This window comes from Natronoarchaeum philippinense (assembly GCF_900215575.1).
Classification (GTDB): Archaea; Halobacteriota; Halobacteria; order Halobacteriales; family Natronoarchaeaceae; genus Natronoarchaeum; species Natronoarchaeum philippinense.
Genome location: NZ_OBEJ01000001.1, coordinates 723,407 through 738,308, shown reverse-complemented (window position 1 = coordinate 738,308; position 14,902 = coordinate 723,407). Strand labels below are relative to the sequence as shown.

Below are 14,902 nucleotides of genomic sequence, written 5' to 3'. Positions count from 1 at the left end.
GGTATTACCATTCATTCTTATGTAGCAGTGTACTGACGTACCGGACGAACTATGGGAGCAGACGGACCACCAGACAGGGACGTATCGAGCGAGTTCGTCACCGCCGAGGACGAGGGGCCCCGTATCGAGTTCTACGGCGGCCGGGGAATGAGTGCGCTCCCCATCCTCTTTTTCATCGTCTGGGCGGTCGCCCAGACCGCGCTGTGGCGAATCTCCGACACGAGCGGGCTGGTCGCGGGGATGTTGATCGGGCTGATCGTCGGGATGTTCTTCGTCAAAGGCTCGTGGACCGACTACGCGAACACGCTGTTCGAGGGGATGACCCAGCCGGTCGCAGTCACCGCAATCGTGGCGTGGCTCTGGGCGGGGATGTTCGCCGACACGCTGCAGGCCGGCGGGTTCGTCGGCGGGCTCGTCTGGCTGGCCGACGCGCTTGGCATCGGCGCCACGTTGTTCCCGGCAATCTCGTTCGTGCTCGCAGCCGTCCTCGCGACAGGGATCGGTACCGGCTACGGGACGACGGTCGCGTTCGTCGCGCTGTTTTTCCCGGCCGGCGTCTTGCTGGGCGCCAACCCCGTGTTGCTGTTCGGCGCCATCCTCTCGGGCGCGGTGTTCGGTGACAACCTCGCGCCGGTCAGCGACACGACGATCGTCAGCGCCGTCACGCAGGACTCGGACATCGGCGGCGTCGTCGCCTCGCGGTTCAAGTACGTCATCGTCGCCGCGGCCATCGCGTTTCCGGCCTACATCCTCGCCAGCAGCGCGATGTCGGGGCTCGACATCGCCGCCGGCGCTCAGAGCATCCTCGTCGCCGAGAGCGAGCCGATCGGGCTCGTCCACCTGCTCTCGATGGGGATGGTGATCGGCACGGCCGTCAGCGGGCGTCACATCGTCGAGGCGATCTCGTGGGGCATCGTGACTGCCGTTGCGCTCAACATCGTGCTTGGGCTGGCGCCGGTCAGCGACATGCTCGTGTTCACCGCGCCGGCGAGCGCGCCGGCCTCCGAACAGCTCGCGTTCCTCCCATTCCTCGAAGTAACAACCAACGCCGATGCCGTCGGCGTCGGCGGGAGCATCTACACCGGCGCGGCGGGCTTTTTCGCGCTGTCGATCCTCGTCTTGCTGATCATCGCGGCCGCACAGATCATGATTCGCGGCGGCGCGTTCCAAGCGATTCTGGATTGGTCGCTCGACAATCTGGCGACGAGCGTTCGCAACGCCGAGTTGACGATGGTCGGCTCGGCCGCACTGATCAACGCGATCATCACGATCAACACCGCCGCCGAAATCGCAATCGGCCCCTTCATCTCGAAGGTCGGCGAGCGATTCAACCTGAACGGCTACCGCCGGGCGAACATCTTGGACGCACAGACCGCGGCGCTTGGTTACATCTTCCCGTGGTCGGGTGGCGTGCTCGTCGGCTTCACCGAGATGCAGACCCTGCCCGGGCAGTACGACTGGTTCGAGGCGAGCATGGTCGTCAACCCCGTCGAAGTCGTCCCGTTCGTGTTTCAGGGCTGGCTGCTGGTCGCGGTGTTCGTCGTCGCGGCGCTGACCGGCTTCGGGCGGGAGTACACCATCGACCGCCAGTCAGAGGAGGTGGCTCGCGTATGAGTCTCCTCGACAAGTACCTGAAAGGGTGGACGCTGCGAACGACGCGGCCCGAACTCACTCCCGGCCGCGCGATCGACGTGTTCCTCGCCGAGTACGATGCCGGCGAGGACGCCGGGCTGGCCTACATCGGCGACACGAAACTGTACGTCGACGGCGCGACGCCCGAGCACGTCGAACAGCAGATCCGTGTCGAGGTCACCGAGTTCGAATCGAACGGCGGCGTCGGTCACGGCGAGTTCGTCGAGGTCGTCGGCGGCAGTTCGTACTCGGCCGAATAACTCCCACCGCGTCGTTTTTTCTCGCGTCGGCGTCACAGCGGCGCTGCTATCCGGTGGTCGTCACGACGGCGGCGCCGCTGATCGGTTGGCGTCGAAAGAAATGGGATGTCTGTGTGGCGACGTTTAACCGAAGAGTTCGCCGAGGCCTTCGCCGCTGGCGTCCTCTTCTTCGTCGTCGTCATCGTCGTCGTCGGCCGTGTCCGGAAGCTCCTCGTCGGCTTCCTCGACGTCCTCGTCGTCATCGTCGGCTGCGGCATCGCCTGCCGCGCCGCCGGCTGCGCCGCCCGCTGCGGGCACCGCTGCGGCCTCGTCGACGGCCTCGTCGATGTCGACGTCTTCGAGGGCGGCGACCAGCGCTTTGACGCGGGACTCTTCCACGTCGACGCCGGCTGCCTCGAGCACGCCGGTCAGGTTGTCTTCGTTGATCTCTTCGCCAGTCTCGTTGAGGATAAGTGCTGCGTAAACGTATTCCATGGATGAATCACCCGAACATGTTGCCGAGACCCTCTGCAGCGCCGTCGTCGTCGCCGTCGTCATCGTCGTCTTCCTCGGCGGCGTCGTCGGCGTCGGTCTCGTCTGCTTCGTCGTCTTGGTCGTCAGTCGATTCGTCGTCGGCAGTCTCCGCGGCGGCTGCAGGCGCTTCGACGTCCTGCAGCTCCTCGGGGAGCGCCTCCTCGTCGTCGATCTGGGCGGCCAGCGCGCGGACCTGCGCGTCGGCCTTGGTCACGAGATCGTCGGCGAGGTCGGGGCTCTCGATCGACGCCTGAATGCCGAGGCTCTTGGCCTCGCCGGTCGCCTTGGCGATAAGCGTCGGCGCCGTGGCGGCCGTGGCGTACTCGGCGTTGATCGAGAGGTTCCGGGCACGAGCGGCGGCCGTCTGAACGTCCGACCGGTAGGCCTCGACGTCGATGTCGAGATCCTCGGGGTCGAACACCACGCCCTCGGAGACGACGGCGCGGAGGTCCAGACCGACCTCCTTGGGCTCGATGCCCAGTTCGCTGAGGACGTTCGAGAGGTCCTGAGAGACCTCTTCGCCGGCTTCCAGCACCGTGCTGTCCTCGGTTACCTGGATCGAACCGTCCTGAATGCGGGCCGATGCGCCGACGCTTTGGAGTTCGCCGACGAACGGACCGGGGTCGACGCCGGTGTCGCCCTCGGGGACGACGATGTCGTTGGGCGCGACCTCGCCGGCGCCGATGGGCGCGGGCGTCTTGGACGCTTCAAGCTCCTGATACAGAGCGAAGGGGTTGTCGTTCGTACCGATCAGACCGACCTGCCCTTCGATGTGTTCGGTGAGCGCGCCGAGGCCGTCGCCGACCTCTTCGAGGGCACGCTCGAGCAGCGTGTTACGGCTGACGCGGAGTTCCGCGGTGCCGTACAGGTCACGCCGCATGTCCTGTAGCTGCCGCGAGGGGATGCCCGCGATGTTGACGACGCCGATGCTGTCGTAGCTCTCGACGACGTCGACGAGGGCGTCGACTTCCTCGCGCTTCCACTCGGGAAGGTTCTGCGTCTTGCGCTCTGCTTCGGCGCTCATTTTAGGCCACCTCCACGGACGGGCCCATCGTGGTCTTGACGTAGACCGAGTCGATGTTCAGCGGGCCCTTCTCTAAGTCCGCGTGTAGGCGTCGAAGGATCACGTCGATGTTGTCGGCGATCCCTTCGGCGTCCATGTCCTCGGCGCCGACGCGCGTGTGGAACGTGCGTCGGTCGCCGCTTCGGATCTGGACGGTGTTTTTCATTCGGTTGACGACCTCGACGACGTCGTCGTCAGGCGAGAGCGGCTCGGGCATCTTGCCCCGCGGGCCGAGGATCGTACCGAGGTAGCGACCGACGTCTTGCATCATCTGCTCTTCGGCGATGAAGAAGTCGGTCGCCTCGGCGAGGTCCTTCGCCTCGTTGTCGTCGTCACCGAGGTCTGCGAGGTCGTCGCCACCGATAACGTCGTCGGCGACTTCCTCTGCGCGGATGGCTGTTTCACCCTCCGCTATTACGACGATCCGCGTCTCCTGTCCGGTACCGGACGGGAGCACGACGGACTCGTCGACACGATTCGACGGTTCGTTGAGATCCAGATCGCGCAGGTTGACTGCGAGGTCGACCGTCTCGCTAAAGTTGCGATCGGGTGCGTCCTCTAGTGCGCGAGAGACTGCTTGCTCTATGTCCTGATCTGCCATCGTTCACCTCCGTAGTACGCAGGAACTGCTCCTACGGGTCAGTGAAACAGGCGAGGCCTGTCTCACCGGAGAGGAAGTCCATGCGAAACTTAAAGCCGTCGTTACGGAAGTGCGAAACAGCCAACGAGACCGTGGTATCGCCGTGACATACCCGTATCGCCGGCGCCACGCCACATCGCAGACTGGGAGTTTTGCCGACGGCCGTCGAACCAGACAACGATGCCCCAGAGCGTCGTCTCGGTCGCGGCGCCGACTGGGCTGGCAGCGATCGCACTAGCAGCGGCCCACGTCGGTGCTCGCCGTCTTCGTGTCTCGGCAGCCATCCCGCGCAGCGCGTGGCTCTCGGTGGCCGGCGGCGCGGCGGTCGCGTACGTGTTCGTCCACATCTTGCCCGAACTCAGCGCCGGACAGGCGACGCTCGAAGGCACGATCGGCTTTCTCGAACACCACGCCTATCTCGTCGCGCTCGTCGGATTCGGGACGTTCTACGGCGTCGAACGGCTCGCCGTAATCGGACAGGATCGCGCCCGCCTCGCCGACTTCGGCGACGAGTCGATTTTCTGGATTCACATCACGGCCTTTGCGGGCTACAACGCCCTGATTGGCTACCTGCTGGTCCACCGCGAGACGCCGAGTACGCTCTCGCTGGTCCTGTTCGCGGTAGCGATGGGACTTCACTTCCTCGTGAACGACTACGGACTGCGCCGCCATCACGAGGACGCCTACGACCGACGCGGGCGATGGGTACTGGCGCTAGCGGTGCTGGTCGGCTGGGCGATCGGGCTCGCAGTCGACGTACCGGAGGCCGCGGTGGCGACGCTGTTTGCCTTTCTGGCCGGCAGCGTCATTCTCAACGTTATCAAAGAGGAGCTACCGGCCGAACGAGACGGCCGATTCTGGGCGTTTGCCGTCGGTGCAACGGCGTACTCAGCGGTGTTGCTAGTGGTCTGACTGACGCCGCCGCTACCGGTGTGAAGCTACGAGAAAGAAAATCGAGCGCCGGATCAGGCGTTCGCGAACTGGTCGTCGTACTCGCCGGCGTCGATCTTCTCCTTGAACTCGCGGGGGTTCTCGCCCTCGATGGTGACGCCCAGCGAGGTGCAGGTGCCCACGACTTCCTTCGCGGCGTTCTTCTGGTCGTACGCGAGCAGGTCGGTGAGCTTCTGGTCGGCGATCTGCTTGACCTGATCGATCGAAAGGTCAGCGACGAAGTCCTCCTGGGGCTCGCCGCTGCCGGTGTCGAAGCCGGCCTCGTCCTTGATGAGTTCGGCCGTCGGCGGGACGCCGACGTCGATCTCGAAGGATCCGTCGTCGTCGTACTCGACGGTGACGGGCACTTCCGTGCCGTCGAACGCTTCGGTCTGATCGTTGATCTCCTGGACGACTGCCTGCACGTCGACGGGCGTCGGGCCCAGCTCGGGGCCGAGCGGCGGGCCGGGGTTGGCCTGGCCGCCCGGAACGAGCACTTCGATAGTTCCAGCCATGATCGTTACAACCCTCGCGCGATTTTTAAGGATTATCTTTCTGTCCCGGCCGAGTGACGCCGTGCCACGGTGTTGGATCTCCCCCGGCAGCCGTGGGATTTTGCATAATTGGTAAGTAATCCAAAGTAATTTACCAGTTCAGACGCGTTTCATCGGTATGAGTCAGGGAAACAGGCCAACACCCGAGCCGGCGTCGGCTGATACCGATACCAAAACCAGTTCACCTACTTCGTCGGAGACGACCCAGTCATCCGGCAGTACCAGCCCGCCGGTTTTCGGCGGTATTTTCTACGGCATTCTCGCAACTATCGTCAGCAGCATCGGCGTCCTCGCGCTGTTTGGCAGCCGAATCCCGAATCAGCGTCTCGAACCGTACTTCGAGGCCGAGTACACGGTTGAGTTTTTTGTCTGGATCATATACAGCGCATATAATGTAGATATTATTAACAAATCGACCGGAGAGCCGCTCAACTACTTAGTCGAACTTCCGGTTGGAAATCCCCTGCACTTCGCAGCGATTCCCGCGGCAGTGCTTTTCTTCTGTGGCCTCTTGCTCGCGCGCAAGCGCTCGACGATCAAAGACGGGTTCCGGGCCGGCACAGCGGTCACGTGGAGCTACACGCCGCTATTTGCCATCGGATCGTACTACTTCGAGTTCACGCAAAACGGTGTCTCGTACGGGCCGGATATGCAGGGTGCGATTCTGATTGCCGGGTTCGGCTTCCCACTCGTGTTCGCTGGTCTCGGTGGCGCGCTCTCCGGCGCAACCTAACGCCGCTGAATTCCGCTGTCCCCGACCGTCTACTGCGATTCTTCCAGAAATTTTAAGCCAAGTGAATTATATGATGAGAATATGAGTTCGAAAGGTCAGGTGCCGGACTACTCCCGGCAAGATCTCCGTAAGGCGACTCGGTTCGTCGAAGGAGATTACAAGGGGATCAACCCCCGTGAGTTCTACCGGCGTCTCAAGCGCCGACTCGAAGAGTTTCAGGTGGCAAACGACTTCAAGTACCAGACGTTCGGCGACCAGCGACAGGATCTCAACATCCTCAGCGAGAACGTCGGCGAGAAGACCGGCCGCATCGAGGGCCGACAGATCGCCGAGTCGGACTGGGAGCTGATCGGCAACGGTTCGCTGGAGTACAAGCCCTACGGCCCCCACGGTGCGCTGGCGATCATCATCGGCTTGCTGCTGGCAGTCGTTGGCGGACTCTCTCAGGATATGCGGGTCGCCGCGGTCGGCATCGTCGCCGTGCTGGCGGGCGGGTACATGTACCTGAACACCGAGACCGGCTCGTTCCCGCTGGTTCGCCGAGACGTGATCCGCGTGCTGATGACCGGCGAGGTCAGCGAGCGGACGATCGAGGACGCCGACGAAACCCGTACCGACATCTTCGCCAATATGAGCGTGATCTACGCCGGTGACACGCTCGTCAACGTCTACACGAACGACATGGACGACATGAGCTGGACCCTTCGGTTCGCGCTGATGAATCAGGTCAAGCGCTGGTACAACTCCATCGTCGCCGAGGACTATCGAAAGAACGTCGACGACGGCTTCTTCGGCCATCTGGGCGCGTGGACGAGTCGCAGCGTGCGCAACCACCGTCAGCCGATCGAGAACTTGCAGGCCGACTTCAAGAACAGCTTCGAGCTGCGCGAAGCCTACACTGAAACCCTGCTCGACGAACTGTCCGCGGACATGCAGGCTCAGATCGACGACCAGCACGACGAGGTGCGCTCCGAACTCGAAGAGCTCGCCGACGAGATGGACGTCTACGTCGACCGCGAAGGACTCGAGCCGAGCGCTTAACGGGACGGACCGCTCGCATTCCACAGACCCGATTTTTTGATGCCGACGCCCGGACTGCACGCAGCATCGACTATCGGTTGAGTCTACCGCAAAAAGCTCCTCGTCCGGTGACCGCGCTCAGGCGTCGGTTCGTTCGATGGGCGTGAACGACCCCGTGATGTCCCACTCGTGGATACAGTGGGGGTTGCCCACCGCGCGCTGGCCGTCCTCGGTGACAATCTGCCACGACCCCTGCTGGTCGCTCCAGACCTCTTGGCGGCCACACAGTTCGCACGACCGCGAACGCGGTTTCCGGATCGTTGTCGCCATGTGAGTTACTTCGAGGGCCACCGTAATAATTGATTTGTAGGCGTGTTCACGAGTGTCATAGTCAAACCGGCCACAATTTCCGGCCCGCGTGCGGTAATTGTTGACGCAGTCGCCGTCGAACTGTACGAATAGCGCGTCGCCGTCGAACTGTACGAACCGCGTGCCGACGCCGACGTACAGCACGCGGACGCCGGGATGGCGTCGCCACGGTGCGGTTCGGTGTCGAACGATTGATTATCGTGAGGGCGTGACACTCCGACACGCACTGATCGACGGCGGCGTCCCGCAGGGCGGCGTGTCGTCGACTCCAATTCGCCCATGAGCGACTCCCAGCACCCACCGGAGACCGACCCGAGAGCAGCGTACGATTACCAGAGCGAGACGGTTCGCCGCGCCGGGCTGGTCGACGATCTGGAGGCCCGCGTCGACGGCGACGTTCGTTTCGACGAGTACTCCCGTCAACTCTACGCCACCGATGCCTCTGCCTACGAGGTGACGCCGATCGGCGTCGTCTACCCGACCTCGACGGACGACGTTGCCGCGGTGATGTCCTACTGCGCGCGCCGCGAGATTCCGGTGTTGCCCCGCGGCGGTGGGACGAGCCTCGCTGGCCAGTCCGTCAACGAAGCCGTCGTGCTCGATTTCACGCGACACATGGACGGCTTGCTCGGCGTCGATCCGGACGCCGAAACGGCCCGCGTGCAGGCGGGCGCCATCGTCGACGAACTCGGTGCCGCGCTCGAACCCCACGGGCTGAAATTCGCACCCGATCCTGCGGCGGGCAACCGGAGCGCGGTGGGGGGCGCGATCGGTAACAACTCGACGGGTGCCCACTCGCTCAAGTACGGCAAGACCGACGCGTATGTCCGGGAAGCCGAGGTCGTACTCGCGGACGGCACCGTCACCACGCTGGGCGAAGTGTCGCTGGACGAACTCCGCGAGAACGCCGATCCAGACGGCGACGCCAAAGCCCGGATCTACGCCGCCGTCGCCGACATCGTCGACCAGCGAAGCGACGCCGTCCGCGAGGTGTTCCCCCAACTCAAGCGCAACGTCTCCGGCTATAATCTGGACCGGCTTCTCGACGAGGCGGAGGGCGGTTCGGTCAACCTCGCCCGCCTGCTCGCGGGCAGCGAGGGGACGCTGGCGATCATCACCGAGGCGACCGTCGACCTCGAACCGATCCCCGAGACGAAGTCGATGGCGCTGCTGACTTACGAGGACCTGCTCGACGCGATGGAGGACGTGGCGCCGATACTCGATCACGACCCCGCCGCTGTCGAAGTTCTGGACGGCGTCTTACTCGATCTCGCCCGCGAGACCGAGGAGTTCGGCGACCTCGTCGAGATGCTTCCTGACGGAACTCGCGCCGTCTTGCTCGTTGAGTTCTACGCCGAGACCGATGCTGACGGGAAAGAGGCCGTTGCCGACCTACTCGCTGATCGGGTTCCGGACGCCGAGAGCGAGGTTGCCCCCGCGGACGGTGCGGCCACGATCACCAACGATCCACAGCAGGCCTTCGCCGCCCGCGAAGCTCACGAGCCGGCCGCGCGCAAGCAGTTCTGGAAGCTCCGGAAGTCCGGCCTGCCGATCTTGCTCTCGCGGACGAGCGACGCCAAGCACATTTCCTTCATCGAGGACACCGCCGTTCCACCCGAGAACCTCCCCGAGTACATCGCCGACGTACAGCAGGTGCTCGAAGAGCACGACACGTTCGCCTCGTTCTACGCCCACGCCGGGCCGGGCTGTCTGCACATCCGGCCGCTGATCGACACCAAATCGCCCGCCGGCGTCGATCGCATGGAGTCGCTGGCCGACGCCATCACCGACCTCGTCGTCGAGTACGGCGGCAGCGTCTCCGGCGAACACGGCGACGGTCGCGCGCGCACCCAGTGGAACCACAAGCTCTACGGCGAGGAGGTTTGGCAGGTGTTCCGCGACCTCAAATCCGCCTTCGACCCCGACTGGTTGCTGAATCCGGGACAAGTCTGTGGGCTCTCGCCAGAGCGGGTCGACAGTACGGGCGATTCAGACGCCGACGCCACACTGCCGGACATGACCGAGAATCTCCGGTTCGATCCCACCTACGAGTTCGACGCCGGCTTCGAGCCGACGCTGGACTGGTCGAACGACAACGGGTTTCAGGGGATGGCCGAACTCTGTCACGGCTGTGGCGGCTGTCGCGGCCAGCAGGACACCACCGGCGGCGTGATGTGCCCGACCTACCGCGCGGCCGACGAGGAGATCACCAGCACGCGCGGGCGGGCCAACGCTCTTCGTCAGGCGATGAGCGGCGAGTTGCCCGACGACGAGGTGTTTTCCGACGAGTTCGTCACCGAGGTTCTGGATCTCTGTATCGGCTGTAAGGGCTGTGCGCGGGACTGTCCCAGCGAGGTCGACATGGCGAAAATGAAAGCCGAGTTGACCCACGAGTACCACCAGCGCGAGGGATCGAGCCTGCGCGACCGCCTGTTCGCCAACGTCGAGACGGCGGCGAAGCTCGGCTCGGCGACGGCGCCGCTGTCGAATCTGGCGACGAAGCTCCCGGGCGCCGGCGTCCTCGCTGAGAAACTGCTCGGCATCGCCCGCGAGCGCGAGCTTCCGACGTTCCAGCGTCGCTCGTTCGTCGATCGGATGGACGACCGAACCCCGTCCGTCGGCGTCGCCGAGGCCGAACGCAAGGCGCTCGTGTTCCCCGACACCTACACCAACTACAGCGACCCCGAGATCGGGATGGCGGCCGTGCGCGTCCTCGAGGCCGCCGGCGTCCACGTCGCGGTCCCGACCGAAGTCACCGGCAGCGGGCGCCCGCCGTTCTCGAAGGGCTTTCTCGATCTGGCCCGCGAGCGCGCCCGCCACAACGTCGCCGAACTGGCACCGCTGGTCGCTGACGGGTGGGACGTGGTCGTGGTCGAGCCATCCGACGCCGTGATGCTCCAGTCCGACTACCGCGACCTGCTGACCGGCGAGGCAGTCGACCGCGTCGCTGGCAACACCTTCGGCGTCTTGGAGTATCTCGACCTGTTCGATCTCGACCCGTCGATCGACGCCGACGGCGAGGCCGTCACCTACCACGGCCACTGTCATCAGAAAGCGAGCAAACGTGATATGCACGCTCCGGCCGTGCTCGACCGGGCGGGCTACGACGTGGACGTGCTCGACAGCGGCTGCTGTGGCATGGCAGGTAGCTTCGGCTACGAGGAGGAACACTACTCGATGAGCCGGTCGATCGGCTCGATCCTGTTCGACCAGATCGACGAAAGCGGCGGCGAGACGGTGACGGCGCCGGGCACCTCCTGTCGCAGTCAACTCGCAGAACGGGACGGAAACGCAGAGAAGCCAGCCCACCCGGTCGAACTGCTCGACCGGACGCTGTAACTCAGTCTAGCACGCAGATCACGTCGCCCATGTCGACGCTTTCGCCCTCCGAGACGGCGATCTGCGTGACGGTACCGCCGGATTCGGCGACCACGTCGTTTTCCATCTTCATCGCTTCGAGTACGCAGATCACGTCGCCGCTGGCGACTTCCTCGCCTTCCTCGACCTCCACGTCGAGGATGGTTCCCTGCATCTCGGCGGTGACGGTCTCGCCCTCACCGGTGATTTCGGTGCCGCCGTCGTCGTCGCTGGGGCCGGCGCTGGCCGGTCGGGACGACCCGCCGTCGCTGGCCTGGGCCGTGATCGGCGCCGCGCCGCGCTCTTCGAGGTCGACCTCGAAGCGCTTGCCGTTGACCTCGACGGTGAACTCCCGCTCGACGACCTCTTCGTCGTCTTCCTCGCCGGCGTCGGTGTCGGTGCCCCACTGCTGTTGGGCCTCGTCGATCCGGCTCCGGTCTATCTCCTCGTCGAGGTACTTCGTCGTGTGCGTGCCCGAGACGAACGCCTCGTCGGTCAGCATCAGGCGGTGGAACGGGACGATCGTCACGACGCCGTCGATCTCGTACTCCCGGAGCGCGCGCAGGCTGCGAGCGATGCACTCGCTGCGCGTCGACCCGTAGACGACGAGCTTGGCGATCATCGAGTCGTAGTCGGTGACGATGTCGTCGCCCTGTCGCAACGCGTCGTCCAGTCGGACGCCGATGCCCCCCGGCGGGTCGTACGTCGCTAACTTCCCGCCGGTCGCGGGCGCGAACTCCTCGGCGGCGTTCTCGGCGTTGATCCGGAACTCCATGGCGTGGCCGTCGATATCGACCTCGGACTGTTCGAACGCCAGTTCGTCGCCGGCCGCGATTCGGATCTGCCACTTGACGATGTCGATGCCCGTGATCTCCTCGGTGACTGTGTGCTCGACCTGAATCCGGGTGTTCACTTCGAGGAAGTAGAAGTTGGCGTCCGGACCGAGCAGCTCCTCGCCCGAGCGATCGGGGTCTTCCTCGACGAGGAACTCGACGGTGCCGGCGTTAGTGTAGTCAGCCTCCTTGACGCCGCGCCGGGCGGCCTCGCCGATCTGCTCGCGCAACTCGTCCGAGAGCGCCGGGCTCGGCCCCTCCTCGATGACCTTCTGGTGGCGTCGCTGGAGCGAGCAGTCGCGCTCGCCGAGATGTCGGACGTTGCCCTGACTGTCGGCGACGATCTGGACCTCGATGTGACGCGGGTTCTCGAGGAATCGCTCCAGATACACCGAATCGTTGTCGAAGTACGCCTCGCCCTCGCGCTTTGCGCTTTCGAGTTGGTCTTCGGCTTCGTCGGGCGATTCGACGATCTTCATTCCGCGGCCGCCGCCGCCGCCTTCGGCCTTGATGGCGACGGGGTAGCCGTGCTTCTCGCCGAACTCGCGGACCTGTTCGGCGTCGGTGACGGGATCGGTCGTCCCGGGGACGATCGGCACGTCGGCAGATTGCATCACCGTCCGCGCTTTCGTCTTCTCGCCCAGCGTCTCCATCGCGTCGCTAGAGGGGCCGATCCAAGTGATCTCGGTGTCTTCGACCTTGCTGGCGAACTCGGCGTTCTCCGCGAGGAAGCCGTAGCCGGGGTGGATCGCGTCGGCGTTTGCCTTCCGCGCGGCCTCGATGACGGCCTCGTGGTCGAGATACGACTCGCTGGCTTTGGCCGGGCCGACGTTGTAGGCCTCGTCGGCGTACCTGACGTGTCCGGAGTTTTTGTCGGCCTCGCTGTAGATAGCGACGGTCCCGACGTTTAGCTCTTCGCACGCCCGCATGACACGAACCGCGATCTCCCCGCGGTTTGCGACCAGAACCTTCCGGAACATTCTTGACTGAACCATCAGGGACCACTTACGTTACTTTACCGGTTCCAGAAGTCGCTTCGACCGAGCGGCTCAGAACCGATCGGTCCGCCCGGCGGCGGTCCATTCGTCGGTCGGCGCGCCCAGCGGCACCCGGTCCCCGCGGCCCTGCGTGGCCTCGGTCCGACCGGCGAACCGCCAGCGTTTGCCCGTCCAACTCTCCTCGCTCGACGCCGCGTTCGCCGCGGCGATCTCCCGGTCGCGCAGGTGCGCGCCGATCGCCACCGCAATCGCGGCCGCCTCGGCGTCGGTGGCGTCGTCGGGCAGGTCGATCGATGCCTCTGCGGGCAGGATCTCGCCGACGGGTTCCGCGACATCTTCCGGGTCTGTCGCGGCCGGTGCGTTCGATGTTCCCGACATTACAGTGGGATGTTGCCGTGTTTCTTGTCGGGCTGGTCCTCGCGCTTCGAGCGCAGCAGTTCGAGGTCCTGAATCAGCCGCGGGCGGGTCTCGGTGGGCTCGATCACGTCGTCGAGGTAGCCCCGATCGGCCGCCGTGTAGGGGTTGGCGAACTCCTCGCGGTACTCGTCGATCAGCTCCTGTCGGAGCGCTTCGGTGTCGTCGGCGGCCTCTAGTTCGTCGCCGTACAGCAGGTTCACCGCTCCCTGTGGACCCATCACCGCGATCTCGGCGGTCGGCCACGCGTAGTTGACATCCGCGCCGAGGTGTTTCGACGCCATCACGCAGTAGGCGCCGCCGTAGGCCTTGCGCGTGATAACCGTCAGCAGCGGCACCGTCGCCTCGGAGTAGGCGTACAGCAACTTGGCGCCGTGGCGGATGATCCCGCGGTGTTCCTGCTCGGTGCCGGGCATGTACCCAGGAACGTCGACGAACGAGACGATCGGGACGTTAAACGAGTCACAAAAGCGGATGAACCGCGAGGCCTTCATCGAGGAGTCGACCGTCAGCGTACCCGCGTTCACGCGGGGCTGGTTGGCGACGACGCCGACGGCGTGCCCGTCGAGTCGGGAGAACCCGACGACGATGTTCTTGGCGAAGTTCTCGTTGACCTCGAAAAAGGAACCCTCGTCCATCACCGAGTCGATCACGTCGACCATGTCGTAGGGCTTCTGCGGGCTCGACGGGACGATGTCCTCCAGTCGCTCGTCCCGGCGCTCGGGGTCGTCCCACGGCTCGACGCGAGGCGGATCTTCGACGTTGTTTTGGGGAAGATACGACAGGAGCTGTCGGATCTGGTCGAGCGCGGTCTCGTCGTCGGGCACCGCGAACTGCGCGACGCCGGTCTTGGAGCTGTGCGTCGACGCCCCGCCGAGTTCCTCGTGTGTCACCGACTCGCCGGTGACCGTCTCGGTGACGCCGGGGCCGGTGATGTACATGTGGCTGGTGTCCTCGACCATGAACACGAAGTCCGTGATCGACGGCGAGTACACCGCGCCGCCGGCGCAGGGGCCCATGATCGCAGATATCTGGGGAATGACGCCGCTGGCTTTCTGGTTGCGGTGGAATATGTCGGCGAACCCGGCGAGGCTATTGACGCCCTCCTGAATGCGTGCGCCCGCCGAGTCGTTCAGGCCGATGATCGGACAGCCGACCTCCATGGCGGTGTCCATCACCTTGCAGATCTTCTCGGCGAACACCTCCCCGAGCGAGCCGCCGAAGACGGTGAAGTCGTGCGCGAACACGAACACCTTGCGCCCGTCGACTTCGCCGTAGCCCGTCACGACGCCGTCGGTGAGGATCTGCTTTTCCTCCATCCCGAAGTTGTGGTTGCTGTGTGTCCGGAGCTGGTCGAACTCGTTGAACGTGCCGTCGTCGAGGAAGTACTCGATGCGCTCGCGGGCGGTCATCTTGCCCTTCTCGTGCTGGCGCTCGATCCGGGCCTCTCCACCGCCCTGTTCGGCGTCCTCGCGGAGGTCGCGCAACTCCTCGATGCGGTCGTCCATCGTCACGGCAGATCCCTCCGGCTGTCGTTCATACTGCGAAGTGACTACCAGTGGAAGGAAAAGTTTTCCGCAACCCGC

General features: G+C 64.7%; 14 protein-coding genes. 6 read left to right on the top strand and 8 right to left on the bottom strand.

Translation table 11 applies throughout. The features are described 5' to 3' along the window. Positions 1–51 precede the first annotated feature (51 nt). On the top strand, positions 52–1,614 hold the full coding sequence (locus CRO01_RS03720) for a Na+/H+ antiporter NhaC family protein (protein ID WP_218839119.1): 1,563 nt from the start codon (positions 52–54) through the stop codon (positions 1,612–1,614). After that, positions 1,611–1,892: a DUF7513 family protein gene (locus CRO01_RS03715; protein WP_097007757.1), complete on the top strand. Its 282-nt coding sequence runs from the start codon at positions 1,611–1,613 to the stop codon at positions 1,890–1,892. The genes CRO01_RS03720 and CRO01_RS03715 overlap by 4 nt, the downstream gene beginning before the upstream one ends. A gap of 123 nt (positions 1,893–2,015) precedes the next feature. On the opposite strand, the gene rpl12p is transcribed toward CRO01_RS03715, so the two are convergent. From rpl12p to CRO01_RS03700, 3 genes are read right to left on the bottom strand one after another with little or no spacing between them, the layout of a single operon-like run. Continuing rightward, positions 2,016–2,366, bottom strand: a complete 351-nt coding sequence (gene rpl12p, locus CRO01_RS03710) for a 50S ribosomal protein P1 (protein WP_097007756.1) — start codon at positions 2,364–2,366, stop codon at positions 2,016–2,018. A 7-nt stretch (positions 2,367–2,373) separates the two neighbouring features. After that, the gene (locus tag CRO01_RS03705; protein ID WP_097007755.1) at positions 2,374–3,429 is read right to left on the bottom strand and encodes a 50S ribosomal protein L10; all 1,056 of its coding nucleotides are present in this window, start codon (positions 3,427–3,429) and stop codon (positions 2,374–2,376) included. Position 3,430: 1 nt separating this feature from the next. After that, positions 3,431–4,069, bottom strand: coding sequence for a 50S ribosomal protein L1 (locus CRO01_RS03700; protein ID WP_097007754.1), 639 nt, complete (start codon positions 4,067–4,069; stop codon positions 3,431–3,433). Positions 4,070–4,288: 219 nt separating this feature from the next. Between CRO01_RS03700 and CRO01_RS03695 the strand changes: the two genes are divergently transcribed. Beyond that, entirely contained in the window at positions 4,289–5,020 is a 732-nt protein-coding gene (locus CRO01_RS03695) for a hypothetical protein (protein ID WP_097007753.1), read from the top strand. Between the two features lie 53 nt (positions 5,021–5,073). Here the strand turns inward: CRO01_RS03695 and CRO01_RS03690 are convergent, their stop codons facing one another. Then, positions 5,074–5,553 carry a 50S ribosomal protein L11 gene (locus CRO01_RS03690; RefSeq protein ID WP_097007752.1) on the bottom strand — a complete coding sequence of 160 codons (480 nt, stop codon included), beginning with the start codon at positions 5,551–5,553 and terminating at the stop codon, positions 5,074–5,076. Positions 5,554–5,710: 157 nt separating this feature from the next. On the opposite strand from CRO01_RS03690, the gene CRO01_RS03685 reads away from it, so the two are divergent. Beyond that, positions 5,711–6,325 carry a hypothetical protein gene (locus tag CRO01_RS03685; RefSeq protein WP_097007751.1) on the top strand — a complete coding sequence of 205 codons (615 nt, stop codon included), beginning with the start codon at positions 5,711–5,713 and terminating at the stop codon, positions 6,323–6,325. 81 nt (positions 6,326–6,406) lie between these two features. Then, positions 6,407–7,366, top strand: coding sequence for a hypothetical protein (locus CRO01_RS03680; RefSeq protein WP_097007750.1), 960 nt, complete (start codon positions 6,407–6,409; stop codon positions 7,364–7,366). Positions 7,367–7,483: 117 nt separating this feature from the next. On the opposite strand, the gene CRO01_RS03675 is transcribed toward CRO01_RS03680, so the two are convergent. Beyond that, positions 7,484–7,675, bottom strand: coding sequence for an HEWD family protein (locus tag CRO01_RS03675; protein ID WP_097008325.1), 192 nt, complete (start codon positions 7,673–7,675; stop codon positions 7,484–7,486). 318 nt (positions 7,676–7,993) lie between these two features. Between CRO01_RS03675 and CRO01_RS03670 the strand changes: the two genes are divergently transcribed. Next, positions 7,994–11,053, top strand: a complete 3,060-nt coding sequence (locus tag CRO01_RS03670; protein ID WP_097007749.1) for an FAD-binding and (Fe-S)-binding domain-containing protein — start codon at positions 7,994–7,996, stop codon at positions 11,051–11,053. 1 nt (position 11,054) lies between these two features. Here the strand turns inward: CRO01_RS03670 and CRO01_RS03665 are convergent, their stop codons facing one another. The 3 genes from CRO01_RS03665 to CRO01_RS03655 all read right to left on the bottom strand — a co-directional run bounded on the left by CRO01_RS03665 (position 11,055) and on the right by CRO01_RS03655 (position 14,824). Continuing rightward, positions 11,055–12,884 (bottom strand): acetyl-CoA carboxylase biotin carboxylase subunit, encoded by a 1,830-nt coding sequence (locus CRO01_RS03665; protein ID WP_097007748.1) that lies wholly within the window; start codon positions 12,882–12,884, stop codon positions 11,055–11,057. Between the two features lie 69 nt (positions 12,885–12,953). Further along, positions 12,954–13,280 (bottom strand): hypothetical protein, encoded by a 327-nt coding sequence (locus tag CRO01_RS03660; RefSeq protein ID WP_097007747.1) that lies wholly within the window; start codon positions 13,278–13,280, stop codon positions 12,954–12,956. After that, positions 13,280–14,824 (bottom strand): acyl-CoA carboxylase subunit beta, encoded by a 1,545-nt coding sequence (locus CRO01_RS03655; RefSeq protein WP_097007746.1) that lies wholly within the window; start codon positions 14,822–14,824, stop codon positions 13,280–13,282. Before CRO01_RS03655 ends, CRO01_RS03660 begins: the two co-directional genes overlap by 1 nt. Positions 14,825–14,902 lie beyond the last annotated feature (78 nt).

Bases quoted from the DNA above. Each gene is read 5' to 3' on its own strand.
- CRO01_RS03720 (WP_218839119.1), top strand. From the start codon at position 52: ATGGGAGCAGACGGACCACCAGACAGGGACGTATCGAGCGAGTTCGTC.
- CRO01_RS03715 (WP_097007757.1), top strand. From the start codon at position 1,611: ATGAGTCTCCTCGACAAGTACCTGAAAGGGTGGACGCTGCGAACGACG.
- rpl12p (WP_097007756.1), bottom strand. From the start codon at position 2,366: ATGGAATACGTTTACGCAGCACTTATCCTCAACGAGACTGGCGAAGAG.
- CRO01_RS03705 (WP_097007755.1), bottom strand. From the start codon at position 3,429: ATGAGCGCCGAAGCAGAGCGCAAGACGCAGAACCTTCCCGAGTGGAAG.
- CRO01_RS03700 (WP_097007754.1), bottom strand. From the start codon at position 4,069: ATGGCAGATCAGGACATAGAGCAAGCAGTCTCTCGCGCACTAGAGGAC.
- CRO01_RS03695 (WP_097007753.1), top strand. From the start codon at position 4,289: ATGCCCCAGAGCGTCGTCTCGGTCGCGGCGCCGACTGGGCTGGCAGCG.
- CRO01_RS03690 (WP_097007752.1), bottom strand. From the start codon at position 5,553: ATGGCTGGAACTATCGAAGTGCTCGTTCCGGGCGGCCAGGCCAACCCC.
- CRO01_RS03685 (WP_097007751.1), top strand. From the start codon at position 5,711: ATGAGTCAGGGAAACAGGCCAACACCCGAGCCGGCGTCGGCTGATACC.
- CRO01_RS03680 (WP_097007750.1), top strand. From the start codon at position 6,407: ATGAGTTCGAAAGGTCAGGTGCCGGACTACTCCCGGCAAGATCTCCGT.
- CRO01_RS03675 (WP_097008325.1), bottom strand. From the start codon at position 7,675: ATGGCGACAACGATCCGGAAACCGCGTTCGCGGTCGTGCGAACTGTGT.
- CRO01_RS03670 (WP_097007749.1), top strand. From the start codon at position 7,994: ATGAGCGACTCCCAGCACCCACCGGAGACCGACCCGAGAGCAGCGTAC.
- CRO01_RS03665 (WP_097007748.1), bottom strand. From the start codon at position 12,884: ATGTTCCGGAAGGTTCTGGTCGCAAACCGCGGGGAGATCGCGGTTCGT.
- CRO01_RS03660 (WP_097007747.1), bottom strand. From the start codon at position 13,280: ATGTCGGGAACATCGAACGCACCGGCCGCGACAGACCCGGAAGATGTC.
- CRO01_RS03655 (WP_097007746.1), bottom strand. From the start codon at position 14,824: ATGGACGACCGCATCGAGGAGTTGCGCGACCTCCGCGAGGACGCCGAA.